The sequence below is a fragment of the Muribaculum intestinale genome (assembly GCF_002201515.1).
Lineage (GTDB): Bacteria > Bacteroidota > Bacteroidia > Bacteroidales > Muribaculaceae > Muribaculum > Muribaculum intestinale.
The window spans coordinates 554,963-581,543 of sequence record NZ_CP021421.1; the positions used below are offsets into that span (position 1 = coordinate 554,963).

Consider the following 26,581-nt stretch of genomic DNA (forward strand, 5'->3'; position numbering starts at 1 on the left):
ACACCTCACCAACCAATGAGGCAGACCTCGCAAGAATAAAGATTCAAGCGCCTCCCAAATTGCACAAATCATCACAACATTTAATGTGCATGATTCACAAAATGACTCCGTAGCTCAGTTGGTAGAGCAAATGACTCTTAATCATTGGGTCGAGAGTTCGAGCCTCTCCGGGGTCACTATTAAAGACCACAGAAAGTGGAAAACCGTTGAAAATCAGACATTTTCAACGGTTTTTATTTTTGCACAAACCGCAAAAATCGGCATATCTGAGCACTCTGCGGTGTAAGAATCGGGAATAGATTTTGAAAATTCAAAATTTACACCCGAAGACTTGCCAATCTTCTGACTGACGCATAGTTACAGACACACGACTACCCCGAATACACCCCAATTTTCGCCGATTTTCCATAAATGGGTTCGGGCACCACTCCATTTATAGGTAAATCATTGAAAACTACGGGTAAAGAATTTCAGACCCCACTAAAACGAGTCAGTATCTGCGCTCAAATGCAGGTGTAAATTCTGAGGAAATCTTTTTGCTGGTCTCGATTCTTACACCCGAAAAGATCATATTTCGCTGATATTCAAATTTCTGCACCATAAGAGCACGACATGAGATTATTAACTTTATGTCAAAAAAGACTCTTATGTATCAAGCGAATTATTACACGCTGACCTTTATGATACGAAAGGCTCAGCAGAAAAAATCCGGGGAAACTCCGATTTTTGCTCGCATAACCGTTTCCGGCCAGCGAGCCGAGTTCAACATCAACCGTAGTGTCGACCCTGACAACTGGAACGCCGCCAAAGGACTTTCCTTTGGAAAGTCCAAGAGAGATATTGAGCTCAACAAGTATTTGGACTCAATCCGTGTCCGCATAAGCGAGATTCATGCCTCGCTTGTGAAAGATGAAGAGGCAATCAATCCTCTCATCATCAAGCAGCACTTTCTCGGTAATGCCGAGGGGCCGAAGATGCTGTGTGCAGTGTTCAACTATGTCAACGAACAACACAAGGAGAGATTCGACCGTGGCGACTGCATCTAACATTTGAAAAGGGACCCAGGTAGAGCAATTGAAAAGGGACCCACCCCATGGGTAAGTTCAACCGGATATCGTTGATTAGAAAGAACGACATCAACGATTCCACAAAATGCTACACATGGAGGAAAAAACATCCATTATTCTGTCTCATCGCCGCGAGGGGATGAGCATCCGCGAGATAGCGCGCCGCAACGGCATGAGCCGCAAGACCGTGCGCAAGTATCTGCGCGAGTTCGAGAGAGAGGCCGGCCCGTCACCGACAGAGCGGGAGGTTGACGATTATCTGCTGACCAGGCCGAAGTATGACAGCAGCGGACGCGTCAGGCGTGTTGTGACCGATGATGTCCGCCGTCGCATCGATGGTTTTATCGCCCGCAACCGGGAGAACGTCGCTGCCGGATTGCACAAGCAGCAGATGCGCAAGCTCGATATGTGGCGACGTCTTCAGGACGATGGCGTGCGTATCGCCTATTCCACAGTATGTCAGTATGTCCGTGCGCTGGAGGCAGCGCCGAAGTCGCAAGAAAAGCCTGCAAAGGCATATATCCGTCAGGACTATGAGCCTGGATTCCGTTGCGAGTTCGACTGGGGCGTGCTTACCCTGTGGATCGGTGGAGTCAGGACTCGCCTTCACATGGCGGTATTCACCCTCGACCACAGCAATATGCGCAAGGCATATCTGTTTTCGCGCGAAGATACCCTGGCTCTTATGGAAGCCCACCGCAACTGCTTCCGGGAGTTGGGGGGCACCCCGCGCGTGATGGCCTATGACAACATGCGTACCGCCGTAAAGAAGTTCCTCGGGCGCGACCGCGAGCACACGGATGCGCTGCTGCGCATGGAGGTACACTACTGTTTCACACCCCATTTCTGCAACCCTCGCTCGGGATGGGAAAAAGGCAAGGTGGAACGTTCGGTGGAATATATCCGGCGTCGTGCATTCTCGTTCGAGGTCCGGTTTGACTCCCTGGATGCCGCGCAGACGCATCTGGCGGCAGTCTGCGACAGGCTCAACACAGAGGCGTCCAACATGTCGGCGGAAGAAAAACGCCTGCGCATACAGGCCGATCTGGCGGCGCTACGTCCGTTGGACCACGGTGACATCGGCTGCTTCGAGCAGCGGCTGTACCGCGTCGGAAAGTATTCAACGATAACCGTTGACGGAGTGCACTACTCTGTGCCCGACCGTCTGGTGGGCTCGCAGGTGGCGGTAAAGCTGTATTCCGAGCGCATCGTGGTGCTTTACGGACGCGACAAGGTGGCCAATCATGCCCGAAGCCGACGCTCCGGCGACTGGGTCATCGACCTGATGCATTATCTGGGTACATTCCTGCGCAAACCGGCCGCTCTGGGGCGGTCTGTGGCTCTGCAACAGGTACATCCGTCGGTGGCGGCGCTTTACCGCGAACACTTCCGCGAGTCTCCGCGAAGCTTCATAGAACTGCTTGTGTTCACCCGCGACAACAATCTGGCATACACTGACATCGTCCGTGCCGCCACAAGTCTTTCGTCCCGCGGGCTCCAGCGCCTCTCATCTGAACAGATACAGGCTCAGATGATCTCGGCGGAAGGACATATGCAGTCAACCGCCGATATCGCGGCAACGAACGTTCCCGACCCGCAACAGGCTGAAATAGAAAGTTCGGCAAGCCATACCCTTGACATGCTTTCATCATTTATGGAATATACCCGCGCATCGCAGGCAGACTGAATACCCCCCCAAAAAACAACCAATACACTGAATGACAATGACAGACATACATGAAACAGACCGTGACGGACTTCGGGAGCTCATTCGCTCATGCGCTTTCGACCTTAAACTCCCGCTTGTGCGGCGCGACATCGACCTGCTTATACAGCAGAGCGCCGACGAACAATGGAACCTATGGCGGTTTACAGCCGAACTGCTCCGGCGCGAAAAAGAGAACCGCTCTGAAAACCAGCGCCGTCACCGCATCAAAAACGCAGGGTTCCCGCAACTTCGCTATCTTAACGAAATCGACACCGACGCTCTGCCCGCCGATGCCCGGAAAGCGCTCCCGACACTCGAGACACTCGACTTCATCAAAAACGGACGCAACCTCATTCTATACGGCAATCCCGGAACAGGCAAGACTCATCTGGCGACAGCTCTCGGTATCGCCGCATGTAATGCCGGACACTCGGTGCTGTTCACATCCGTGCCAAGACTGCTCACGCAGATACGCGAGTGCCGCAACGCTTTGACACTCCGGTCGCTGGAAAACAAGTTCGAGAGATACGACATGGTCATCTGTGATGAGTTCGGATACGTCTCCTGCGACAAGGCCGGCGCAGAGATGCTCTTTAACCATCTCTCCCTCCGCACCGACAAGAAGACGACCGTCGTCACAACCAATCTCGCCTTCAACCGCTGGAACGAGATTATTGACGACAAAGTACTGGTCACCGCAATGGTAGACCGCCTGACCCACAAGGCTATACTGCTTAACATGACAGGCAAATCATACCGCATGAAAGAAACTCAGGAAATGATGACTCAACAAATATAATTATCTTTGCATCCCCATCCCGGGTGGTCCCCTTTTCAAATGCTATCCGGGTCCCTTTTCAAATGTTAGATACAGCTTGCTGGGGCGGTAATGTTGAATGAGGTAACAGACAAATTGGTCTTGGATTTTTTCATGACCGGAAAGCGAAAAGGTTCAAAACACACCCAGTCCCACCTCAGATTGGCATTGGACAAGATCCGAGACCTGTCACCTGACATTCCACGAATCATCTCGTTGTTGCCGAAGATGAAACCCAAGAAAAGGAACTATAACAATCTACGGGACTTTGAAGTGGAAGCAATCAAGGACTGTCTGTCCAATCCGTTGGACAATCGAATGACCCTGAGAGAGAAAGCCATAGTGGCTTTGGCTTTGTATACCGGTATGCGTGGCTGTGATATTGCAAACCTCAAATCCGGAGACATTGACTGGGAGAACGAAGAAATCAGGTTGATACAGGTAAAGACCGGGTACCCCCTTGTGCTGCCGTTGTCAGCCAATGTCGGCAATGCGCTGTTGATATATATCCTGAACGAAAGAAATGCGGAAGACCGTTCTGAATACGTCTTCCCAAGTAAAGTACAACCCGGAAAACGACTTTCATACAAAAGCATCGGGACTATAATATCCGGAGTCTTTGACAAACTTGGGCTGCGTCCCGGCGAAAGCCATCGCGGAATCGGTGTGTTCCGGCATAATCTTGCCACACGGCTTCTCGGAGCAGGCACAGAATCAGTCATAATAAGTGGCATTTTGGGGCATACCTGCCCTCAGGCAGTCGAAGCGTACGTTGACTCAGACATCACGCATCTTCGGGAACTGGGACTCAGCATAGAGAAGTATCCATTGCCTAAAACCTATACGGATGAATGAAATGAAGAATATCGGATGTATTGTTGAAGAATATACAAATCTTCTGACAAAGGAAGGGAGACTGGATTATGCAACCGGAATATATCTAAAGTCCTTTCTACGCTATTGTGAATCACACGGTGGTGTAATGAACGACATGTTGATAGCCGAATGGAGTCACAGACGCGATAGTGAAAAATACTATACCCACAGAGCCAGATGCATAATCATCAGAAGACTGGTCCGACATATCGCCACGGAAACAGGGGTGCGGTTTTCGTTGCCGTCATACCCTCCGGATCCCGGCTATATACATAAGCCTATACGCCCCAAAGTCTGTGGGCTTCCGTTCCGTCCGAGTATCATATCCAAGATGCTTGAGACCTACCAATCCCATATAGAGGCATCGGGCAGGCTCAATAGCCGTACAATGGAGAGGCTCCGAAGGTTCAATGAGTTCTGCGCATCAAAATATCCGAATGCTAAAAAGCTGACAGCCTGCATTATTGATGATTTCTGCAAGCGCGGAGAAAAAGAGTCCGCAAAAAGCCGCAACAACAGGATCGGAGCCGTCCGTGAGTTTGTCAGGTTTGCCAATGGCAGAGGGTTCACGGCACTGCGACTGCCTCTGACCACCCCTAGAGCCAACCGTTGTACGTATACGCCACATCCGTTCACTCAGGAAGAATTGGCCGCGTTCTTTGCGGAGGCAGACTCGTTCACCCCATCAGCCACATGTAATGACATCCGAGCGTCGCTGGTCCGGCTTGAACTTCCGGTATTCTTCCGGCTTCTATACAGTTCCGGCATGCGAACCACCGAGGCCCGCCTTCTTGAACGTTGCAATGTTGATCTGATAGCGGGTGTTATCAATATCTGCCAAACGAAAGGCTATAATGAGCATCGTGTGGCATTACATGAATCCATGAGACAGGCCCTGGAAATATACGACAAGAAAATGGACGCCATCATGCCCGGAAGAAAGACGTTCTTTCCAAATGAATACGACAGACCGTATTCCGACGCATGGGTAAGCTCCAACTTCAAAAAGCTGTGGAAGCGGGTCAGTAATGATTATGCCCGTGCTTATGACCTGAGGAGCAACTATGCGGTGACAAACATCAACAAATGGTGCGGGGACGGTTCAAATTCTGATTGGGACAGGAAGCTGGTGTGCCTCAGCAGATCTATGGGACACAGATATTTACAGAATACAATATACTATTACAAACTCGTGCCGCTGCTCTCGGAAGAACTGGAGTCTGTTACCGGATCCGCTTACGATGAACTGCTGCCGGGGTTAAACAAATACTTCGAAAATGACTAAGGAACTTAAAGAACACATAATGGTGGGGGAAGCCATCAATGAATGGCAAGGGTACTATCTGACAGAAGTGAGAAACCTAAGCGGGAATGCAATCAGATCATACAGGAACGGACTTGGACTCTTCCTTGATTATCTGGAGTCAGTGAAGGGGATAAGGCGGGAGACTCTTGTCGGGGATTGTTTCCGAGTGGACACGATTGAAAATTGGCTTGCATGGATGAAAGAGGCAAAAGGCTGTTCACCGTCAACCTGCAACCTGCGTTTGGCGGCTTTGCGAAGCTTTATAGCTTTTTTATCTAGGAAAAATGTCGCGTTCATAAAGTATGGATGTAGTATCACATCGGTAAAAAGGATACGTCCGGTAAAAAAGCTGCCGGAGGTCATATCAAGGGAAACAATAAAAGCCTTGTTTGCATCAATAGACACAGGCTCCATAACAGGCAAGAGAGATTTTGCCCTGTTCAATGTCATGTACAGCACTGCAACACGTGTAGATGAAGTACTTTCACTAAAAATAGCCGATATCGCTCTTGGCAGTAAGAGTCCGTGCATAAGGGTGACAGGAAAGGGAAGCAAACGCCGTTGCATCTATCTTCTAAAAAGCGTGGCAAAAATCATCGGTCATTATATATCCGTGTTCCATGGGAAAGCCCCTGTTCCATCGGACTTTCTGTTCTTTCCAATCAACGGCAGGAGAAATACGAAGCTATGTCAGGAGGCAGTCTCAAAACGTCTTAAACTATATGCATCCAAATCACCAATGGTATCGGACAAATTCCATTGTCATAGCTTGCGGCATGCAAGGGCGACACACTGGCTGGAAGATGGTGTGAACATCGTACAAATCCAACGGTTGCTCGGACATGAAAGTATCGAAACGACCATGAAGTATGTCGGCATATCCAAAGAACAAATGATCAAGGCTCTTGCCATAATGGATGATGCCACTACAAAAAACATTGAAAAGCATTACAAAACATCCAAAGTCAAAAAATCTCTTGCAGCTGCCTTTGGTCTGAAGTAGCAAAAACTCAACAAAGTTTGATTGGACAATCAAATTATTATCCCAACCATAATCGTATATAATAATCTGTTTTACAGGATATATACCTCTTTGGTTGGGATAATAATGAAGTTGGGATAACTGTTGTTAGGCGTATTAGCCTACAACTGCGGCCCCGGTGTGGTGAACAAAAGTAGCATCCTGAAAAAACTGAAATCAGGCAACCGCGACATTTTCAAAACCTATACCGCTCACTGCCGCTACAAAGGCAAATTCCATGCCCAACTCCATCGACGTAGGCTGACAGAATACTTATGCCTGTTCAATCATAAGTGATAGACGCTGTGCCTAACACAACAAAATAAGTTTTTTTACGTTATATATTATATAATGCTTGGGTATATAAATTTTTATTTGTACCTTTGCATCGCTCATCTGTAAACAGAAGGAGTTTCGAGGCTCGGTTTATCAAGGCATAAATCTGAGCCTTGTGTTTTATAGTGGGGTAAAGATTGTATTTTAATTATAATATTTGAGGCAATCTCTTACGATATTTCTTTAATATCGCCTTCTCCCCATATCCTCGATTAAGATAATACGCTGTAAGCAAGAAATAGCCTTTTGAATTACCATGTTGAGATTCAAGGACTATAACATATTTATGGGTCTTGTTATAAATATATGTTTTGATTACATCTTTACGAGCTTTCTTGTCGCGTTCTGTTGCACTAAAAATAATGACACTATCGTCAATTTTTTCTTCTATGTGAGGTCTTATCCAATGTAAGCGTTGCGAACGATGAATGTCAAATACTCGATGTTTAACTTTCTTTCCGTCCTCCTCAATTTCAATTTCTTCCGTGGTAAGATGAGTGAATTCTCTGTCCATATCCAGTACCCCATCACTTTTTAATGGATAAATCCGTTTGCCTCTGAAGATAAAATCTGGATTATCCGTTATATCCCTGTCAAAAATCCCTCTCAAGGAATTGTTCCGATCTCTGTCAGACATAAACGCAATGTCTAACAAATCGGGATATTTTTTCAATTTATTAAAAGGCATCGCTTAATGTTTAAGAGAAATATAAAATAAATTCATCTTTTGTGCAGAAAGCGGAGAGGTGCAAGTTAATGATACGTATGAATGGCTTTCAATGTATTCAATAATTCTACGCTTTGCGACAACTTTCCCCTCAATGTTTCCGGTTTTAATCCGCAACTTGTAATTTATTGCCCCCATTAAGACATCTGCAAGTTGAAGGAAAACGCTCTCATGAGAACGGATAAATTGAAAATTGCCAATCGAAGCATTATATTTAAGTATATCCTTTAACTTGTGCAGTTTCATTTGGCTACAAGTATCCTTAATATCAAAATAGATATTATGTAGCGCAGTCATATCTGTTTTATGATGCAATAATTGGAAATACATTCTGAAATAAAAATCATTGTATGTATATTCCGCCCGACTTTCGTCTATATGTGATTTGTCAACGACTACAGCCCTAAAATTCAGGCCGGATACCGAGAAAAAATATTCTACCAATTCTCGATACATCTGATATGTCTTGTCGTGTATCCCAGTCCACTTCCATTCGCTATTAAAGTTATATTTTGTTTTGATAGCCTTTAATTGCTCTCGTATCATTTTTATTTGATTAGAGGCTACACTTACATACCCGTATATCATATAAGGACACCCATCATTTGGTAAATGGGTGCTTTCATCACAATATATATTGAATGTCTTGTTTTTTTGTTCCATAATAGTTTGCAAAGATACTACAAAAACAAATATGAATCAACTTTCTACTGAGATAGTGATTGATAAATAATTGGTTATACGGTTCAAAATTCCTATCTGCGAATTTCATATCTAGTGATTTCTTTCCCTGATTCAAGTATATGTTGAAAATCTTGAGATATTAAAAGAAGATCCCCAAACGCCGCCTTTTGGCGGCCGAAATTTTTGGAAAAATCAAGGTGAGCAACTTCATCACGAGGTCGCCCACCTTCTCTATATTACGACTTGGCAAATGTTCGGTTAAAATCGGGTGTATAACCCCGTCACATCAGTGAAGATGTCCTCCAACATATCGCAATAGACACCTTCGTATGTCTTGATATCCTTTGTCTTGACCTCAAAGGTCTTGTGGTTCATACTCTGACGGTAGAAACGCAGGTCGTAGAGGTCTGCGCCCTCGTCATAGATGATTTCCAACCTATTAGCCGATGTCTTGTTACGGCTGAGGCTCATTCTCAGTCCGTTGCCGAGATTTATGAAGTCGTGACTTCCTGTCATTGCCACAAACCTGCGTCCTCCGATTTGTTGGAGTATGATTTTTGCTACTTGGTTATCCATAACGCTATTATTTTGAGTTGTTGATTTTCTTGTTAAGCCACTTGTCACAGCGGTGTCTGCACTCTTTGAGAGTGTCTGCCACGCAGGAATATAACTCTCCGTCAGTGTGGCGGTAATCATATTGATAGTGTTTCTTGCGAAGTGAGCGGTAGCCGGTGTAAAACACCTCGAATTGTTCAGTGCCGGGAGTGGTGGTAGTGCTGACTCCGTTGGCGGTTAGCTTGGTTGCCATAGTTTTGCGGTTTAGTATTCTACAATAAGTATCCGGTATTCAAATGTTATATCGGGGGTGGTTATCTTCCTTTGTGTAAGCCATAGGTGGTGACTGCCGTACCCATATACGAAGTATCGGTCAAGGTCGTACTTGTCGGCAAAATCAGCTACTATCTGCCGTAGCGTTTTCTCGCTGTCGGCATAGAGAATGTGGTTCACAAATTCTATGATAATTTCGGCTATCCTATCATCAAAAATGATGGTCGGATGTTCAAATGTTACTTTCATAATCGGTGGGTATTGTGACCTGCGCCAGTAATGGCGCAGGTCGTGTTAAACATCAGGCGGTCATTCTCGCCTTGATTAGCTGGGCGTTGGAGTTTACCAATTCCACAATGCGGTCGTGGTATGGGGTGTTGAGATTTCCCTTGCCGTGGCATTGCACCACTCTGAGGGTCTGCAAATCAACCTCCACGGTTTCTATTATTCTGTCACCAATCCTTGCGGACAATACAAGGCTATCGGCTTTTGTGTAGTAACCAGCTCCGAAAACGCATATATTCTGCGCTTTGCCTTCCTCATAGTATTCCTCGATGCTTTCAAGAACCTTTACCGTTATCTCGTTGTCGGAGATTATCAGCCCGAAGAATTTGGACTTCATAGCCTTGAAATCGTCCTCCCGCTGTTTCTCCTCCAGCAGTTTACGCTGTTCACGGTCACGCCTTTCGGCTTCCCATCGGCGTTCATTCTCAGTGCGCTCCTTCATTCGCTTGGCTTCTATTCTGCGCATTGCCCTGTCGTGTGCGTCAATGAAATCTGCGGGGCAGATGTTCTTCGGGTTGTGTATGTCCTGCCCAAGATTGTTCAGCATTTGCAGATAGTCACACCACAGTTCAAGGCTGTTTATTTTGTAGTGGTGGCGTCTGGCGATGAGATATGATGCCCAGAGCATCTCGGCGTTGTGTGGGTTGAGGATAAAGTATTTCATGTCCTCAATCTCTCCGGACTTCATCAGCGTTTCAATCCGTGTGTCGGAAAGCAGCCTCTTGAAAAGCAGCACGGGTGAGATGCCGTAGAAATCGCCCTTGAACCCGTTGCGTCTAAGCTGTGGGATTGTGCGTATCAGCGGATAGACTTCGCTCCACTTGCAGACATCATCGTAAAGGCTGTTGTATGGTCGCACCTCCATGTCGCTGTATAACGACCACTGGTCGCAGTAGTAGGAGGGAAATGTGCGGAGCAAAGCCATGTCGGTCACTTTGCCGTCAGGTGAAATCCAACGCTGTACCACCTCGGTGCAGTAAAATTTCATCGGCTCTCCCTTTTTGCTTGAATAGTGAGCCTGCGCCACTCTGATTAGCTGATAACCCCGGCAGGTGGTGAGTATGCAGAAATACCGTACACCCTTCTGAGTGCGTCTGCGTGTGTCCTGCACTTTCAGTTCCGCTCCGCAGTGAGGGCAGATGCAACCTTCAAGAGTGTCACACAAAGTGCCGTCACCGCTTTTCCATGTGTGTCCGCAGTCGGGGCAGGTAAGCACACCGCTTTTGGCACGGTATGCGATATGTTCAACGCAGTTGGTGTATGCCCACTCGGTCTGCTTGGGGGATATTGGTCGCAGGCTTGCTGAAAGTCGTGCAACCTCTTTCTGTATCATTGTCTTGGGTTTCATAGCTTTAATGTATTAGAAGTCAAAAAGACTGCGTTGTTCAACTTGGGGTCTGTTCTCTGTCGCTTTCTTGGATTGAGAGGGTCTGCGCATTTTGGACGCTTCCTCGTCACGGAGTTTTGCGATGGCGTCCTGCCGTGCCTGCTCCTTTTCCTCCTCGGTGAGTTCTACCGTATGGTTGACCACCACTTGACAGTTGACAGGCTTTCCGACCTCTATCTCGCTTTCTTCCCAGTAGTGGACTGCCATTCCGAATATTTCATCGTCCTCGAACCCGTTGCAACCGCTTTTCTGCACGGAGTTTAGTATGTAGGTATTATGAGAAGCTTCTCATAAAAACTATTATGAGTAGAGGCATATTATGAGAAGTACTATCTCCAGTTCATTCTGTATTCATTTTATTTTAAGTCAACTCCCATCATTACTTGACATAACAACTTCTCATAACTATATTTACCATGGGTAATATTGCCCTACAACACAACGGTAAATTTATGAAAGAAGAGAATCTACAGCATCTCATTTCGAGATGTGAGGCTTTTCTCCGAGACACTCGCTATGCCGCCATATCCATACGGAATCATATCAGACGATGGAACAGTGGCATAGCGCAGTATCTGAGGAGCAAGGGCCTTGACGATTATTCACCTCCGTTGGGGGATGAATATCTATGTTCCATACAGGCTCTTGGTATATATACTGAGGGAACTGTAAACGAATATCGCAGATCTGTCCGGATGCTTAATGATATGCTTTTGCTCGGGCATATCAGAAGGTCAAGTAAAGTTCCTGTGAAATATGACTTTAGTGGAGAGATTGGCATGGAAATGCTGAAGTTTATAGATTCACAGAGACGTTTGCGCAGAGCAGAAAAAACGATTGTCCACCATCAGCGTAATTTAAGCTATTTCCTCGAATATCTGGTTCAAGGCAAGGCACTCGTACATCCAATGGAGATAACAGAAGGGGATATTGTGTCTTATATAGGAGTTTGCTCTAATAAAGTAAGCGCAAGATATTCAATCAGAATGCTTATGTCTTTTTGGCATGAGCATGGAGTAGTCTTAAATGACTTCGATGAGTTTTTTCGCGCTTTCAAAGTCAGGCGTAAAGAGAGAATCCCTTCGTTCTATCCATCTGAAGATGTCGAAAAAATCGAGGAATCCGTCAATCGCAACTGTGCTCTTGGGAAAAGAGATTATGCAATCATCCTATTGGCTTCAAGGCTCGGACTCCGCGCGTCAGATATAGCCACGTTGACTTTTGATGAGATTGACTGGGAGAACAATCTTATCAGGAAAAAGATGGTAAAGACCGGCAATTCCATAGAGTTGCCACTTCTGTCGGAAGTCGGGAATGCCATAATCGATTATCTTAAGAATGGTCGTCCGAAGTCGTCGGCTGTGAATTTATTCATACTACACAGGCCCCCATATACATCCCTAAGTGCCTATGCAGTTTGCAGTCAGATAAACAGGCTGATCGCACTCAGTGGTGTGAATGTCATAGGGAAGCATCATGGCCTACATTCACTCAGACACTCTCTTGCCTCTGCACTCCTAAAACAATCAACACCGATAGAAACAATATCCGAGGTTCTGGGCCATCAGAGCTGTCAGTCGACTATGAGCTATCTGTCCATAGACATGGAATCGCTCCGGCAATGTGCACTTGAAGTACCGCTTGTCCCGGATACATTCTATAATCAGAAAGGAGGGACATTTTATGAGCGACACTGATTATAAAAGCGTTCTGGCTCCATATATGGCTCAACTTATGGAAATGGAGCGGGCTGCCGGCGCAGTCAACACGCATCTTCACGGTATCTTGAAAGACTTTGATGATTTTGCATGCGCTTATGGTCTGAAAGACACATCTGTGAGTGAGAGTTTTATCATCGGCTGGCTCAAAACAAGGATTAACGAGAGTGAAAGGACTGTCTATAACAAAGTCTCGGTCTGGAGAAAACTTCTTACTCTGATGAATCGCAGAGGTTGTAAATGCTATGTCCCCAGAGCTATGAGAAGACCTCATAGCACATTTACACCATACGTGTTCACAGAATCAGAACTTTCATCCATATGGACGGAAATAGACCGCCAAAGGGCACACAAAAACAACGCAGACTCCCCACTCATGACGCTCCCAGCCATTTACCGGCTTTTATACAGTGCCGGTTTAAGAATGGGCGAAGCTCTTTCAATCAGGAACAAGGACATCAACCTGCAGGACGGCACCATACTCATACACGCCACAAAAAGAGAGGCGGAGAGAATAATAGTTCTTCATGACACCATGAAGAATGTACTCCGAGACTATATTGAATGCAGGAACCGGATGCCGCTGTCCGGCCTCACAAATCCGGAGCATCACCTGTTTGTAAAGTTGGACGGTACCCCCGTCTCGGATAAGGCTGTATACGCCAACTTCAGAAAGCTGTTGAAAAAATGCGGGATACAATATGGTGGCCGTTCCAGAGGCCCATGTGTTCACTCTCTTCGCCATACCTATGCGGTACATGCTCTGGCCAACATGACCAGAAAAGGTATGAATATCTATGCTGCACTTCCTATTTTGTCTGCAAGCATGGGGCATCATTCTCTGGAAGCCACTGAATATTATGTGCGTCTTACTCGAAACACATATGCCGACATCGAAAGGAACAGTTCTGCGATTAACGCGTTTGTCTATCCATCTAAATCAAAGAGCTATGATGACTGAGACAGACTTCGCAAACCGGTTAAGCTCATTTATGAGTGTATATCTCCCTCATGACCGTAATGTGAGCAAGCACACGCTGGCATCGTATAAAGTGGCATTTATTGACTTCATAATCTTTATGGAAAAGCAAAAGTCTGTAAGTGTTAACCGTATTATGCTCAAGCATGTAAATAGAGAAAACATACTTGATTATCTTCGCTGGATAGAGGTCGAAAAAAGTATCAGTCTTGCTACACGCAATTATCGGCTGGCAGCGGTGAAGTCTTTCTGTCGGTTTTTAATGTATAAAGACATCGATCGAATGGCTCAATGGCAGAATATAATGTCCATACCTAAGGCCAAGACAGAAAAAAAAGCGTTGGAATATCTTACTCCTGAGGGTATAAAGCTCCTTCTCGAACAGCCGGATCAATTGACCTCTATGGGGCGCAGACATCTTGCGCTTTTGGCTCTGATGTACGATACCGCTGCAAGAGTGCAGGAAATGGCAGACTTAATCGTCGGCAGTCTTCGTATTCAGTCAGAGCCATATACGATTAAAATAGTAGGCAAAGGGAACAAAGCCCGAATAGTACCACTTTCAAAGGAACAGGTATCTCTGATTAAACAGTATATGTCTGAAAATCAGAAATCGCTCGTTTCTCACACATCGCCTTTGTTCCAAAACTCCAGAGGCGAGAAACTTACAAGAGAAGGAATCGCCTACATACTAAAAAGATATGCAGATATGGCAAGACATTTGAATCCGGAGCTCATTCCGCAAAGAATAAGTCCCCACTGCATAAGACACAGCAGAGCCATGCACCTTCTTCATAAAGGGGCCATGCATATCGTAGACCTGAGGGACTTCCTCGGCCATGCTTCGATAGTTACTACAGGAGTTTATGCAAGAGCAGACTCCAAGGCCAAACGGGAAGCCTTGGAAAAAGCTTATAAAGGCGTAACATCTAAAATGTCAGAAAGAGAATGGGAAAATGACAAAAACCTGTTGACCTGGCTTAAACAACTGGGCCATTAAATCTTTATGAGAAGTCCATCTGATAAGTAGCAATGATAGACGCCTGAATATCTGGCGGCTTTGAAATGGACTTCTCATAATATGCCTCTACTCATAATAGGTCACGCAGTCCTCAACTGATTTCGAGGGATTTGCAAACTTGACTGCGAACAGTGCGTCATTCTCGGCTCGTTCTTCAAGATACGCCTTGATAGTTTTGTTAAAGGCTCGTGTGCCTTTGTTTTCTCTTGTGGTTGCCATAGTCGTATGTGTTTAGAGTGTTGCGAGTATCATTTTTTCAATCTCCTTGCGGTTCAGTTCCGTATGGAAAAGCCAGCTTATGAACAGCTTGCGACCCGCAGGTTTGAGTTCATAGTACAGCTTGCGGAATGTTGATATGTTGCCGTTGATATAGGTTTCCACCATATACTCGGCGATGTTGTCAACTTCGTAATATTTGGCTTGCTGTTCCCAAGTCTTTGAATTTCTTTTCGTTGCCATAGTCGTAAATATTTAGAGTGTCATTACCAAGTAGATAATCCCTATTGCGGTGAGGATTGAGATTATCCACCCCACACCTCGGAATATCGGTCTGAGTATCGCCCAAAGAATAATCCCGACAACCGCCCCGACTGCTATCCCCACCACCTTAGCCGCCTTTTTTAATGCGGTATGAGCTGGAGAAGGTGTGAAGCTCGTATTTTTAATATGTCTGTCGTTCAGTGTCATAAGGCGATATTTTTTTTAATGCGTATAATCGCTGTTTGAAGTTTGTTCGCTCGTTGACCCTGTGGCACGACGGGAGAAAAGGGGTGTTCGGCACTCGCTCAAAAAAATACGAGGTGAGCGACCGCAGGGGATCGAGGTCTGGAGATTTTTTTGCGCGAATGTCAGAGAATACCCCGTCCCAGCGTGTTAATCAACTACGAGCGAATAAACTTTGAATGGAGATTATACTCTGCATGAAAAATAGAGGCGGCAAAGCCCCGCAGGGTGACACTGGACGACAGACATAAGAAAAATGGAAACCGTTGAGATAAAAGCAATGGCCCCGGAAAGAGCAAGTATGCGTATGCCGCCGTACATGGAGCATGGCGTAATTATCGGCGGCATACGCTTTCTTGCTCCCGTGGGTCTGACAAACGGATTGTGGCGTGACGGCTCATATTCATTATAAGGAGAAGGCGTATGGCACACTGATTTGCCGATTGGAGTCTTGTGAGGGAAGCGACGTCACCGGCGCATCCTCACAAGGCGTTGAGGCAAATCGGTGTGTAGCCTTCTCCCATAGTCGCGGTGCGGTCGGATGGTGTCAGTGACCTACCGGATCACCGTCACCATCTGACGGCACGACCGACGCAGACACCGTGAGCCGTCACGCCTCTATCCGTTTCCGCAGTGCAATCCTAAAAATCTCGTGCCAAACAACCTAAAATCCAAATTAAAGTGTTATATTTGCAAAATAATTCCAAATACGACACTTGAAATGATATTGGAAATAACTCTCACCAACTTTTTCTCGATAAACGAGAAGATAACTCTGGATTTACAGGCTGCCAACCTCCAGACAAAGGAGGCGCGTGCCCTTGCCGATAATACATTTGCGGTCGGTAATGAAAGACTGCTGAAAACGGTTGCCATCTATGGAGCAAACGCTTCCGGCAAGAGTAACATAATAAAGGCTGTAAAAGCGGCGGTCGATATGATACTTGACTCCCACAACTACAATGAGGGAGATAGTTTCGGCTTCAAGCCGTTCAAGTTCGGAGAAAAAAACGCTCCCAGTGAGTTCTATATACGTTTCATTATTGACGGGGTTGAACATGAGTATTCATTCAGTTGCACCCGTGATGAAATAATAACCGAAAGCCTGTATTATTACCCGAAGGGCAGACGTGCGCTGATTTTTTCGCGTGACGAGCGTATATCTGGCGGCAAGAAAGAAAAATATGAGTTTACCAATGTTATCCGTCGCCCGATGGATGTAGCGTCCAACACCTCGCGCAAGACTCTGTTTATATCACGCGCAAGCCAGATGGACAGGGAAAAGGCGAAGGAGATATATAGGTGGTTCAATGAACAACTGGTGTTCAGTTATCGCGGCAAGACTTCGGTTGCCATCGACCGTTTTCTTGGTGACAACAAAGACGCAGTTCTCCGGGTGCTTAAAGCCGCCGACAGTGATATCGTTGAGTTTACCTATAAAGACGGTGAACTGACTACATTCCACCGCCGTAATCCGGCGTTGCCCTTTGACTTCAACACCGAAGAATCGGAGGGTACGAAAATCCTGTTCAAAATCATGCTGACGGTCATGGATGTGGTACGCAACAACAAGGTGATGTTCCTTGACGAAGTTGAAACAAGTCTGCACACCCGCTTGGTGGAGTATCTTATCAGCCTGTTCCATTCAAGCAAATCCGCACAGCTGGTATTCACAACCCACAATACACACCTGCTTGACATGACGCGCTTCCGCAAGGATCAGATTTTCTTTGTCAACAAGCGCGACGACGGTTCATCTGATTTGTATTCATTGTTTGACTACAAGGATTTCCGGGAGAAAATGGATTTGGAGAAAGCATACCTTCAGGGGCGTTTCGATGCCGTGCCGTATATCAACGAATTTGAGAACATCTGACTATGGCACGAAAAGCAAAGCAACCGAGGGGCAAGAAGATGAACCCGACATTCTTCGTGTTTTGCGAGGGTAAGACGGAGGCGGCATACATTGACCTGCTGCGTCGCAGTTTCCGTGTGCCGGTGGAAATTATAGCGAGGGTCAGCGACTCCAATATTTCACAGCCTTATATTGACAGATGTAAGCGTGACAGGTTTACAACATCGGATGATAAGACATTTTTGATGTTTGACCTTGATGTGCCGGGTATGCTGGAGCGTTTGCGAAAGATAAAAGATGCCGTGTTACTGCTCTCCAATCCCAGTATCGAGTATTGGTTTCTGTTACATTATAAGGACACCAACAAGGAGCTGTCATCTGCTGAATGTCTTGCAATGCTGAAAGGAATAGACGCGGATTACCAGAAAGGCGTATTCTCCACGGCAATGAAAAAGGTCTTGATAGACGCGATTGAAGAAGCCGCCAAACGAGCAAAAACCAAAGAGACATACACTAATCCGTCATCAACAATTCACCTGCTGACCGATGAGATAACCGCAGTCAAAAGATAGTTGCAAGAAGCTTTTTCGGCTGAAAACAGCACGGCAAATCAACCGTGAGTCGGCAAAAGCCATACTCTTATGGAATACTTGGATTTGGCATTTTGAACCGTGAGCCGGGAAATTCCTGTATTCGTGAGTCCGAAGGATTTTTAACGCTTTGGCTCTTTGATGATTGGGAATAAAGTATTAACTTTGCATTACCGTATCATCATAACGGTGAAGAACATTGAAGTAGCGGAGTGAGCCAATAGTGAGTCGGCTCTTACTCTTGCTCGCAACTCTTTGATAGCCAGTGCTAATAAATGAAATATCCCCGAAATCTCCGGGGTCACAAGACAAAGCATCAAAATGCAGAAAACCTCTGAAATCCAGACGATTTCGGAGGTTTTTCGTTATCCCCAATCGGCGTTTCTACACAGAACATTGGGGGTCAGTAGCAAAACCCGGTTGAATTGTAAAAAAATTACCCGAGAGTAAAAATATTTTTAGGCGCTTAGATTGGAGTTTAGCGCTGTTGTCATTAGGGAATCTACTATATAAATAACAAGTGCTTATGATGATTAGACTTCCCTAATTCAGTTAGCGATACGCCCATCTATCCCTAAATCTCAGAAATTAACAACCGCTTTTTTACATTGACCCGATTGTACCCTCGCGAGGGTTCTGATTTTGGTCGGCTGTGAGTGATGTGTGAGTGGGCACAATTGTGATCGATTTCACTCACAGTTGATAATTCTCGACTGTGAGCTGACTGGAACACACGATATTACCATCATATACACATTCACAAAGTGGGGTTTTCAGAGTGGGAATGAACCTCTGACCCGGTTAGGGTGGCAATTTCGGAGTTTTCTAAACATACTTTAACTCTTGAAAACTCGTTGGTTGAATTAAAACTCAAAAGTTGCACAATCCACAGATTGCTAGTGAATTAGTGGTAGCTAAGCCATTAACTACCATTTGTCTGCTTATGAGCAACATCATAGTAAATTTCGTATGAATGTAAAAAAACGAATTGCTTCATAATGAACTTGGAAACGTTACCACATGCGGTATCGTTCCCAAGTTTTCTGACCTCGAAGTCATAGTTCATGGACCTATTAAGCCAGGCCTTGCGGTATATCAGTCGAAGCGCTTGCGGTTGAATACGAAATTGCGCCCGAGATACTTCTCACGTACCACAGGATTGCCGGCAAGCTCTTCGGAGGTACCTTGAAACAGGATTTTTCCCTCAAACAGCAAATATGCACGGTCGGTGATACGCAAAGTCTCCTGGGCATTATGGTCAGTAATAAGGATTCCGATATTCTTCTCCTTGAGCTTGTATACTACCTCCTGGATATCCTCTACCGCGATAGGGTCGACTCCGGCAAACGGCTCGTCAAGCATTATAAACTTTGGATTGATGGCCAGACAGCGCGCTATCTCCGTGCGTCGACGCTCGCCACCCGACAATTGGTCGCCGAGATTCTTGCGCACCTTCTGCAACCGGAACTCCGAAATAAGGCTCTCCAGCTTATCGCGCTGATATTCACGCGAGGTATTGGTCATCTCAAGCACCGAGCGTATATTGTTCTCTACAGAGAGTTTACGAAACACCGACGGCTCCTGGGCAAGATAGCCGATACCGTTCTGCGCACGCTTGTATACCGGATATTTAGTGATATTCAAATCATTGAGAAATATCTGTCCCTCATTGGGAGTGATAAGTCCTACAGTCATGTAGAACGTGGTCGTCTTCCCGGCACCATTCGGGCCGAGCAGACCGACAATCTCACCCTGCGTGACGTTAATCGACACATGGTTGACCACCGTACGCTGACGGTATTTCTTCACAAGATTCTCCGTGCGGAGCACCATCTTCCCCTCGTAAAGAGGTCCCTGGTCCGGGTCGGATACTTCCACTGAATCGGGCAACGCACCGGCAGCCACATCAATACCGGTATTTTCAGCCGTCTCTGTATCTATAATCACCGAGTCAGCCCCGGTAGCGGAATTTTCATTGTATTTCGCTGTCATACCTTATATATACTCTACGGCGATTATCTGTTAAGATGAAGTCGGCTCTCTATATAGTCGGTGAGCAATTGCACGGCCACACGATTGTCGGCACCCTGTGGCACAAGCAGGTCGGCATTACGCTTCGACGGCTCGATATACATCTGGTGCATAGGCTTCAGTATCGCCTCGTATCTGTCGATTACCATCTGAGGGGTTCGACCGCGCTCAATGCAGTCGCGTGAAATCACACGTATCAGGCGGTCGTCAGCATCGGCATCAACAAACACCTTGACATCCATCAGCTTGCACAGTTCGGGCTGTGTAAGTATGAGAATTCCCTCGATTATCACTACATCGCGTGGCTCTACAGTGATTGTCTCAGGCTGCCGTGTGCATGTCAGATAGCTGTATGTAGGCATATCTATTGACTTCCCCGCCTTCAGCTCACGCAGATGATGCTCAAGCAGTTCCCACTCTATCGCTGCCGGCTCGTCGAAGTTGATATTGCAGCGCAACTCAGGCGCGATATGGCTTGAATCGCGATAATATGAATCCTGCGGCAACACCGCTACCTCACCCGCGGGCAGAGAGTTGATTATCTTATTGACCACGGTGGTTTTTCCCGATCCGGTACCACCGGCTATGCCTATTACCAACATTATCTGTTATATTTAGAGCCGACTGATACTACGGTCAAATACACCGCGCAGTACAATCGGCCAGTTTATACGACACAAAGTAAACAAAAAAAATGCTACGAGCCAAAGAAATTGCTTAACTTTGACCCACATATTGACATACCTTATGATAATAGAATCGTCACTGACCCGTTTCGGGCAATACTGCATATTCATGAGCCGTGTGTTCGGCGTGCCCCAGAAGTGGCGCGTTTTCGGCCGAAAGTTCCTACAGGAGATTGGCAAGCTGGGGCTTGACTCAATCCCCCTGACCATAATAATAAGTATATTTATCGGTGCGGTAATCTGCATACAGATGCAGCTCAACATGACCAGCCCCATAATGCCGGCATACTCTACCGGACTGGCTACCCGCGACATTCTGCTCCTTGAGTTCAGCTCGGCGGTGCTCTGTCTTATCCTGTCGGGAAAAGTCGGCTCCAACATAGCCTCTGAGATAGGAACCATGCGTGTCACCGAGCAGATCGACGCCCTGGAAATAATGGGCATCAACTCGGCCAACTTCCTTGTTCTGCCAAAGATTCTGGCTTTCATGGTGTTCATACCCGTGCTGGTCATATTCTCTATCGCCACCGGACTATTCGGCGGATGGATTATAGCGGCCTTCACCGACCTCATCCCAGTATCAAGATATATCTACGGCATCCAGACGATGTTTATCGAATGGTACGTATGGTACACCATCATCAAGGCCATCGTATTCTCGATAATAATTACATCGGTAGCCTCATTCTGCGGATACTATGTGAAAGGCGGAGCCCTCGAGGTGGGCAAAGCATCGACCAATGCGGTCGTATCAAGCTCCATACTCATACTCCTGTTTGACGTCATACTTACAAAACTCCTGATGCAATGATAGAGGTAAAGGACATCGAAAAATCTTTCGACGGAGTAAAAGTGCTCAAAGGCGTAAGCGCGACCTTCGAGACAGGCAAGGTCAACCTTATCATCGGCCAGAGCGGCTCGGGCAAAACCGTGCTCATGAAGTCACTCGTAGGCCTCGTGCGCCCCGAGCATGGCGAGATACTTTACGACAGACGCGACCTTATGACCATGGGACGCGAACAGTTGCGCCACCTGCGCACCGAGATAGGCATGCTGTTTCAGGGCTCGGCGCTGTTCGACTCGGAAACGGTGCTCGGCAATGTCGAGTTCCCGATTATGATGTATACCGGAATGAGCCTGGCCGAGCGACGCGAGCGCGCACGCTTCTGCCTTGAGCGTGTAGGGCTGAAAGGAGCCGACGACAAATATCCGAGCGAAATTTCCGGAGGCATGCAGAAGCGTGTGGCCATAGCACGCGCCATCGCACTCAATCCGAAATATCTGTTCTGCGACGAACCAAACTCCGGGCTCGACCCAAAGACCTCGATACTTATCGACGAGTTGCTCTATGACATCACCCACGAGTACGGCATAACCACTGTCATCAACACCCACGACATGAACTCCGTGCTTGGCATCGGTGAGAATATCGTGTTTATCAACAAAGGACACCGCGAGTGGGTAGGCAACAAAGAACTCATATACACCACCACCAACGAAGCCCTCACCGACTTCGTATTCGCCAACGACCTGTTTCAGAAAGTTCGTTCCTACGTGCTCGAGCACGCTCACAAATAGAATATGGCCAACAGATAGCCTCGCTCTATCTGCTCACGAGAGCGTCACATGTATTCCCGCGGTATCATCAGCCGAAGGCCTCCGCAGCCCCGATTTGTCATCCATATCCTTGACTGATGTCTGCGAAGAGGCGGCCAGAGTGTCGGCATCCGACATTTCTGCGCCGAATATGCGCGGTATGATACGGTTGACGGCGAGCAGCACCGCAAGATAACATGCCAGCAGCACGACAAGATCAAAACGGAGCGGAAACACACCATGAAAATGTCCCCCGGCAAGATATACCAAAAACTCAAGCCAGAAGATAGTCTGCACACACAGGCAAAGCGTACACCAGGCGTGAATCCTGAATTTCTGGTAACACACACTCCACACCGTATAAGGCAGACAGCATGCGCTCGCCACAGCAAGATAGGGCAGACAAGGCGGATAAACAAGCATGGCCACAAAACTAACCGAAAAGTACGTAATCCCTATCTGGCACCAAGGAAAAAGCCCGAGAAACACCGAGGCATCGTGGCTCAACACTGTCGAGCAGCCATGACTCTGGATTACACCGCACACACTGTCGGCGGCACGGCTGTCGACATGCGCATCCTTCAGTATGAGCAGATAGCACACATATATCCCGACAGCGTTCAACACAAATACTGCACAGGTCGACCAATCGCCGAACGTATGGCCTGACACTGCAAACACCGCCACAAGAAATACAACACACACTACAAGCAGCCACTTCTCTATACCCCTTGACAATTCCTTGAACCGGTGAGACTTGAAATTCGTCTCCCCGCTGTCTGACGTCGGAGAGGCCGAAATGGCCTTGCCGCTCCATTCATCCACAAACTTTCCGACAGGCATGATGACAGCTTTGGCATCATGCGGTCCGATAACCGATACAAACTTAGGAGACACCTCGGTCACAATACGGCATCCATCGGCAGTCTGAGCCACAAACGGCACTTTCACCCCCGCCAGAGCCTCAGCCGACGGCTTCACATCGGCAATCTCCGGAGCCGCCTTGTACTCGCGCAGAAGATCGTACATTGCTGTCAGAGCCATATGTCGCGGATATGCGCGATAACGTCTCGTACTGTATGCGTTGGTGTGCGGTACGCCGAGTACCCTCAGATATTCAGTAAAAACAGAGCCGGATGATGCCATATGATTATTTTTGTTTCTGATTCAGAATAATAACAAATACATGCAATCTTGGTTTGTAGCACCCATTTTTGGCGATGCCATTTTGCCATACACAAGAATTGAAGTAACTTTGCGGAAGATAATAACCCTGTTAGCATTATAATGGATAAAGTAGTTGCACGAGTGCTGTTGTTGTTGTCGACAATATCCGTTACGACAATACACACGCAAGCCGCCGACCAGGCTGATACTCAAGAAAAATCATTTGACTATATACCTAAAGTACACGGCACTGTACGCACACGCTACGAAATGGCTACCGAAGATGTCATGTCGCGGTTTCAGGTACGCACGGCCCGCATCGCCGTAAGCGGCAATGTAGCCCCGTTTATCGATTACTTCATGCAGACCGACTTCAACGACCGCGGTTCATACACATTCCTTGACGCATGGGGACGAGTGGCCATTACCAATGACATCAGGATATCAATGGGACAAATGCGTATACCATTCAGTGTCGACGCAAGCCGTTCCCCTCATCAGTATTATTTCGCCAACCACTCGACAGTGGGCAAACTAGTAGGCCAGCAGCGCGGCGTAGGCGGAAAAATAGCCGTAGTCCTACCCGGCACCGGTCTGACAGCTGAGGCCGGCGTATTCAATACCCACTCCATCACCCGCCACAAAGTATGGGAGCGCACAATGGATGCCTCATGCAAGGCCCGCTATACATTCGGCAACATGTTTGTCGAAGGTGGTTTTGAATCCGTGATGCCCGACTCCATCCGCATCAACCAGATTGACGGAGCAGTACACTGGGGAGCCGGGCACTGGATGATAGAGGGTGAATACCTCTACAAGCATTATACCAACAACAGTTTCAAACCCACCCACGCCTGGAACGTAATGGCCGACTACAGTATGCCCATACGCACCAACACATTCAACCGCATGTCGTTCCAGGCCCGCTACGACGGAGTGACCGACAACAGCCAGGGAACACGCGACAGCGCCGGCGAGCTGTATATCACCCAGCCGCGCCACCAGCGTGCCACAGTCGGTGCGACTCTTAGCTACATACACCCGAAAGTCAGAGCCGATGTGCGCATCAACTACGAAAACTATTTCTACCCCTCAGATACAGAAGTGGATATAGAGGACAAAAACAAGCTGGTGCTTGAACTCGTAGTACGCTTCTAAACAGCAACAACCAAGTATCAACACTATACCATATAGACATGTCGAAAATAGGATCAGTAATGACCCCGGTAGGGCGCAAGGCGCTACTGCTGGGCAGTGGAGAGTTAGGCAAGGAAGTCGCTATCGAACTCATGCGTTATGGCGTCGAGGTAGTCGCCTGCGACCGCTACGCCAACGCTCCGGCCATGCAGGTGGCCCACCGCAGCCATGTGTTCAATATGCTTGACGGTGCCGAGCTGCGCCGAATCATCGAACTCGAACGCCCCGACCATATCATACCGGAAGTCGAGGCCATCGCCACCCCTACCCTGCTTGAACTTGAGAAAGAAGGATACAACGTGACCCCTACCGCCCGCGCCGCATGGCTTACCATGAACCGTGAAGGCATACGTCGGCTCGCTGCCGAAGAACTCGGCATCACCACCTCACCCTATCGCTTCGCCTCAACCCGCGAGGAATTTGAAAAAGCAATTGAGGAAATCGGCATACCATGTGTGGTAAAACCCATCATGAGCTCGTCGGGCCACGGGCAGAGCACCGTAAAGAGCGCAGCCGACATCGACCGCGCATGGCACACAAGTCAGGAAGGCGGACGCGCAGGAGCCGGACGTGTTATTGTAGAAGGCTTCGTAGACTTCGATTATGAAATAACCCTGCTAACCGTGCGCAGCTGTTCAGGCACTGTATATTGTGAGCCGGTAGGCCATATCCAGATTGACGGCGACTACCGCTACTCATGGCAGCCGCAGCCTATGAGCACAGCAGCGCTCGAGTCTGCCCAGGAAATTGCCAAAAAAGTAACCGATGCTCTTGGCGGATACGGAATATTCGGCGTAGAGCTATTCATAAAGGGCGATCAAGTAATATTTTCCGAGGTTTCGCCCCGTCCCCACGACACGGGAATGGTGACTATGATTTCACAGGACCTCAGTGAATTCGGTCTCCACGCACGCGCGCTGCTCGGACTTCCCGTGCCTTCAATCCGATTCTACGGCCCGTCGGCATCACGTGCTGTGGTTGTCGAGGGTGATACCGACAAAGTAGAATTTGACAACCTCGAGCAGGTACTCGCCGAACCCGGAGTACAGATACGCATATTCGGCAAGCCCGAAGTAAAAGGCCACCGCCGTATGGGCGTGATTCTCGCCACTGACGAAAGTGTCGACGCCGCACGTGCCAAGGCCGAGCGTGCCTATGAGGCTCTACGTGTCAACGTACTGCCCCGATAACCACCGGTCCGGACGCAAGATGACAAGAAAATACGCCGTGCCACTCAACTCATGGCACGGCGCATCTATTATATCATGTAACGGCGGCTATGGCTTCAAAGCAGCCATCACAGCATCGACATACTGCCGCCCGACAGGGAGAACCTTGCCGCCGGAGAGCCTGACCTCCTGACGGTTGAAACTTTCGACCTTGCCGACAGGGATGATAAAGGAACGGTGTATACGCAAAAAATCCTTCTGAGGCAGCATCCCATATATATTCTTCAAAATACCCCGAGAAACCACACACGTGCCCTTTGCCCTGAAGATTTTCGAATACCCCTCCATCGCCTCGATATACAGAATATCGTCGAGAGCGATACTTACATTATTATACTCCTGCTTTACGACAAGGCTTTGTCCCTTTCTGGCTGTGTCGGCATACTCTATGCGTCTGAATGCCTTTTCCATCGCAGCCTTAAAACGCGAATAGGCAAACGGTTTGTGCAGATAGTCGACAGCATCGAGATTGAAACCATCGAGCGCATACTGCAGATAGGCTGTGGTAAATATGAAACATGTACCCTTCGGAAGGCTGGAGGCAATCGACAGGCCGTTGATATTTTCCATCTCTATGTCAAGGAATACTATGTCGGGGCGCTCGGCGTTTATGACACGCATCCCCTCGGCAGGATTGGTGAAGGTAAGCAACGACACCCCTCCGAGCCGTTCGCAGAATTTCTCGATGACATCAAGGGCAAGAACCTCATCATCGATTGCCACACATTTTACAGTACGTTCCATATC

General features: G+C 47.5%; 29 protein-coding genes, 1 tRNA gene and 1 pseudogene. 17 read left to right on the top strand and 14 right to left on the bottom strand.

The features are described 5' to 3' along the window. Positions 1–103 precede the first annotated feature (103 nt). The 7 genes from ADH68_RS02410 to ADH68_RS02440 all read left to right on the top strand — a co-directional run bounded on the left by ADH68_RS02410 (position 104) and on the right by ADH68_RS02440 (position 6,777). A tRNA-Lys gene (locus tag ADH68_RS02410) sits at positions 104–176 on the top strand. A gap of 504 nt (positions 177–680) precedes the next feature. Then, positions 681–1,046: an Arm DNA-binding domain-containing protein gene (locus ADH68_RS02415; RefSeq protein WP_157755859.1), complete on the top strand. Its 366-nt coding sequence runs from the start codon at positions 681–683 to the stop codon at positions 1,044–1,046. A 106-nt stretch (positions 1,047–1,152) separates the two neighbouring features. Next, complete coding sequence (gene istA, locus ADH68_RS02420; RefSeq protein ID WP_068959738.1) at positions 1,153–2,754, top strand: IS21 family transposase; 1,602 nt, start codon at positions 1,153–1,155, stop codon at positions 2,752–2,754. A gap of 37 nt (positions 2,755–2,791) precedes the next feature. After that, positions 2,792–3,574, top strand: a complete 783-nt coding sequence (gene istB, locus ADH68_RS02425) for an IS21-like element helper ATPase IstB (RefSeq protein WP_068961956.1) — start codon at positions 2,792–2,794, stop codon at positions 3,572–3,574. 186 nt (positions 3,575–3,760) lie between these two features. Then, complete coding sequence (locus tag ADH68_RS02430) at positions 3,761–4,447, top strand: tyrosine-type recombinase/integrase (protein ID WP_157755860.1); 687 nt, start codon at positions 3,761–3,763, stop codon at positions 4,445–4,447. A gap of 127 nt (positions 4,448–4,574) precedes the next feature. Then, entirely contained in the window at positions 4,575–5,753 is a 1,179-nt protein-coding gene (locus ADH68_RS02435; protein WP_232321432.1) for a tyrosine-type recombinase/integrase, read from the top strand. After that, entirely contained in the window at positions 5,746–6,777 is a 1,032-nt protein-coding gene (locus ADH68_RS02440) for a tyrosine-type recombinase/integrase (protein WP_068959954.1), read from the top strand. Before ADH68_RS02435 ends, ADH68_RS02440 begins: the two co-directional genes overlap by 8 nt. Positions 6,778–7,279: 502 nt before the next feature. On the opposite strand, the gene ADH68_RS02450 is transcribed toward ADH68_RS02440, so the two are convergent. From ADH68_RS02450 to ADH68_RS02480, 7 genes and pseudogenes are all read right to left on the bottom strand, one after another. After that, on the bottom strand, positions 7,280–7,819 hold the full coding sequence (locus tag ADH68_RS02450) for a hypothetical protein (RefSeq protein WP_068959953.1): 540 nt from the start codon (positions 7,817–7,819) through the stop codon (positions 7,280–7,282). 3 nt (positions 7,820–7,822) lie between these two features. Next, positions 7,823–8,521, bottom strand: a complete 699-nt coding sequence (locus tag ADH68_RS02455) for a DUF3800 domain-containing protein (protein ID WP_068959952.1) — start codon at positions 8,519–8,521, stop codon at positions 7,823–7,825. 279 nt (positions 8,522–8,800) lie between these two features. Further along, complete coding sequence (locus ADH68_RS02460; protein ID WP_016562958.1) at positions 8,801–9,118, bottom strand: hypothetical protein; 318 nt, start codon at positions 9,116–9,118, stop codon at positions 8,801–8,803. 7 nt (positions 9,119–9,125) lie between these two features. Next, positions 9,126–9,350, bottom strand: coding sequence for a DUF3873 domain-containing protein (locus tag ADH68_RS02465; RefSeq protein ID WP_068959951.1), 225 nt, complete (start codon positions 9,348–9,350; stop codon positions 9,126–9,128). Positions 9,351–9,361: 11 nt separating this feature from the next. Beyond that, a complete protein-coding gene (locus ADH68_RS02470) occupies positions 9,362–9,619 on the bottom strand; it encodes a hypothetical protein (protein ID WP_068959950.1) in 258 nt (85 codons plus the stop codon). A gap of 52 nt (positions 9,620–9,671) precedes the next feature. Further along, a complete protein-coding gene (locus tag ADH68_RS02475) occupies positions 9,672–11,003 on the bottom strand; it encodes a PcfJ domain-containing protein (RefSeq protein ID WP_068959949.1) in 1,332 nt (443 codons plus the stop codon). A 12-nt stretch (positions 11,004–11,015) separates the two neighbouring features. After that, positions 11,016–11,315 (bottom strand): annotated as a pseudogene (locus ADH68_RS02480) (PcfK-like family protein); the annotation flags it as partial. Between the two features lie 179 nt (positions 11,316–11,494). Between ADH68_RS02480 and ADH68_RS02485 the strand changes: the two are divergent. From ADH68_RS02485 to ADH68_RS02495, 3 genes are read left to right on the top strand one after another with little or no spacing between them, the layout of a single operon-like run. Continuing rightward, positions 11,495–12,739: a site-specific integrase gene (locus ADH68_RS02485; RefSeq protein ID WP_068961955.1), complete on the top strand. Its 1,245-nt coding sequence runs from the start codon at positions 11,495–11,497 to the stop codon at positions 12,737–12,739. After that, complete coding sequence (locus ADH68_RS02490; RefSeq protein WP_068959947.1) at positions 12,726–13,721, top strand: tyrosine-type recombinase/integrase; 996 nt, start codon at positions 12,726–12,728, stop codon at positions 13,719–13,721. The genes ADH68_RS02485 and ADH68_RS02490 overlap by 14 nt, the downstream gene beginning before the upstream one ends. Positions 13,722–13,752: 31 nt before the next feature. Then, entirely contained in the window at positions 13,753–14,739 is a 987-nt protein-coding gene (locus tag ADH68_RS02495; protein ID WP_235606689.1) for a tyrosine-type recombinase/integrase, read from the top strand. Positions 14,740–14,826: 87 nt separating this feature from the next. On the opposite strand, the gene ADH68_RS02500 is transcribed toward ADH68_RS02495, so the two are convergent. Genes ADH68_RS02500 through ADH68_RS02510 form a run of 3 tightly spaced genes read right to left on the bottom strand, consistent with a single transcriptional unit; the run spans position 14,827 to position 15,447 of the window. Further along, positions 14,827–14,979: a Cas9 inhibitor AcrIIA9 family protein gene (locus ADH68_RS02500; protein WP_084273915.1), complete on the bottom strand. Its 153-nt coding sequence runs from the start codon at positions 14,977–14,979 to the stop codon at positions 14,827–14,829. Between the two features lie 12 nt (positions 14,980–14,991). Next, positions 14,992–15,219 (bottom strand): hypothetical protein, encoded by a 228-nt coding sequence (locus tag ADH68_RS02505; protein ID WP_068959945.1) that lies wholly within the window; start codon positions 15,217–15,219, stop codon positions 14,992–14,994. A gap of 12 nt (positions 15,220–15,231) precedes the next feature. Further along, a complete protein-coding gene (locus ADH68_RS02510; RefSeq protein ID WP_068959944.1) occupies positions 15,232–15,447 on the bottom strand; it encodes a hypothetical protein in 216 nt (71 codons plus the stop codon). 292 nt (positions 15,448–15,739) lie between these two features. On the opposite strand from ADH68_RS02510, the gene ADH68_RS13870 reads away from it, so the two are divergent. From ADH68_RS13870 to ADH68_RS02520, 3 genes are all read left to right on the top strand, one after another. Beyond that, positions 15,740–15,895: a hypothetical protein gene (locus tag ADH68_RS13870; RefSeq protein WP_157517390.1), complete on the top strand. Its 156-nt coding sequence runs from the start codon at positions 15,740–15,742 to the stop codon at positions 15,893–15,895. Positions 15,896–16,204: 309 nt separating this feature from the next. After that, the gene (locus ADH68_RS02515; protein WP_068959943.1) at positions 16,205–17,359 is read left to right on the top strand and encodes an AAA family ATPase; all 1,155 of its coding nucleotides are present in this window, start codon (positions 16,205–16,207) and stop codon (positions 17,357–17,359) included. Positions 17,360–17,361: 2 nt separating this feature from the next. Beyond that, a complete protein-coding gene (locus ADH68_RS02520; protein ID WP_068959942.1) occupies positions 17,362–17,910 on the top strand; it encodes an RloB family protein in 549 nt (182 codons plus the stop codon). Between the two features lie 1,113 nt (positions 17,911–19,023). Here ADH68_RS02520 and lptB read toward each other — a convergent pair. Further along, the gene (gene lptB / locus ADH68_RS02525) at positions 19,024–19,761 is read right to left on the bottom strand and encodes an LPS export ABC transporter ATP-binding protein (protein ID WP_068961969.1); all 738 of its coding nucleotides are present in this window, start codon (positions 19,759–19,761) and stop codon (positions 19,024–19,026) included. 182 nt (positions 19,762–19,943) lie between these two features. Beyond that, the gene (gene udk / locus ADH68_RS02530) at positions 19,944–20,561 is read right to left on the bottom strand and encodes a uridine kinase (protein WP_068959941.1); all 618 of its coding nucleotides are present in this window, start codon (positions 20,559–20,561) and stop codon (positions 19,944–19,946) included. 145 nt (positions 20,562–20,706) lie between these two features. Here udk and ADH68_RS02535 point away from each other — a divergent pair, with 145 nt between their 5' ends. Together ADH68_RS02535 and ADH68_RS02540 are read left to right on the top strand one after the other, a co-directional pair. After that, the gene (locus ADH68_RS02535; RefSeq protein ID WP_068959940.1) at positions 20,707–21,456 is read left to right on the top strand and encodes an MlaE family ABC transporter permease; all 750 of its coding nucleotides are present in this window, start codon (positions 20,707–20,709) and stop codon (positions 21,454–21,456) included. Next, positions 21,453–22,223: an ABC transporter ATP-binding protein gene (locus ADH68_RS02540; protein ID WP_068959939.1), complete on the top strand. Its 771-nt coding sequence runs from the start codon at positions 21,453–21,455 to the stop codon at positions 22,221–22,223. Before ADH68_RS02535 ends, ADH68_RS02540 begins: the two co-directional genes overlap by 4 nt. 33 nt (positions 22,224–22,256) lie before the next feature. On the opposite strand, the gene ADH68_RS02545 is transcribed toward ADH68_RS02540, so the two are convergent. Continuing rightward, on the bottom strand, positions 22,257–23,387 hold the full coding sequence (locus ADH68_RS02545) for a vitamin K epoxide reductase family protein (protein ID WP_068959938.1): 1,131 nt from the start codon (positions 23,385–23,387) through the stop codon (positions 22,257–22,259). A 141-nt stretch (positions 23,388–23,528) separates the two neighbouring features. Between ADH68_RS02545 and ADH68_RS02550 the strand changes: the two genes are divergently transcribed. Together ADH68_RS02550 and purT are read left to right on the top strand one after the other, a co-directional pair. Next, the gene (locus ADH68_RS02550; protein WP_068959937.1) at positions 23,529–24,566 is read left to right on the top strand and encodes a porin; all 1,038 of its coding nucleotides are present in this window, start codon (positions 23,529–23,531) and stop codon (positions 24,564–24,566) included. A gap of 38 nt (positions 24,567–24,604) precedes the next feature. Continuing rightward, a complete protein-coding gene (gene purT, locus ADH68_RS02555; RefSeq protein ID WP_068959936.1) occupies positions 24,605–25,795 on the top strand; it encodes a formate-dependent phosphoribosylglycinamide formyltransferase in 1,191 nt (396 codons plus the stop codon). 87 nt (positions 25,796–25,882) lie between these two features. On the opposite strand, the gene ADH68_RS02560 is transcribed toward purT, so the two are convergent. After that, complete coding sequence (locus ADH68_RS02560) at positions 25,883–26,578, bottom strand: LytR/AlgR family response regulator transcription factor (protein ID WP_068959935.1); 696 nt, start codon at positions 26,576–26,578, stop codon at positions 25,883–25,885. Positions 26,579–26,581: the final 3 nt, after the last annotated feature.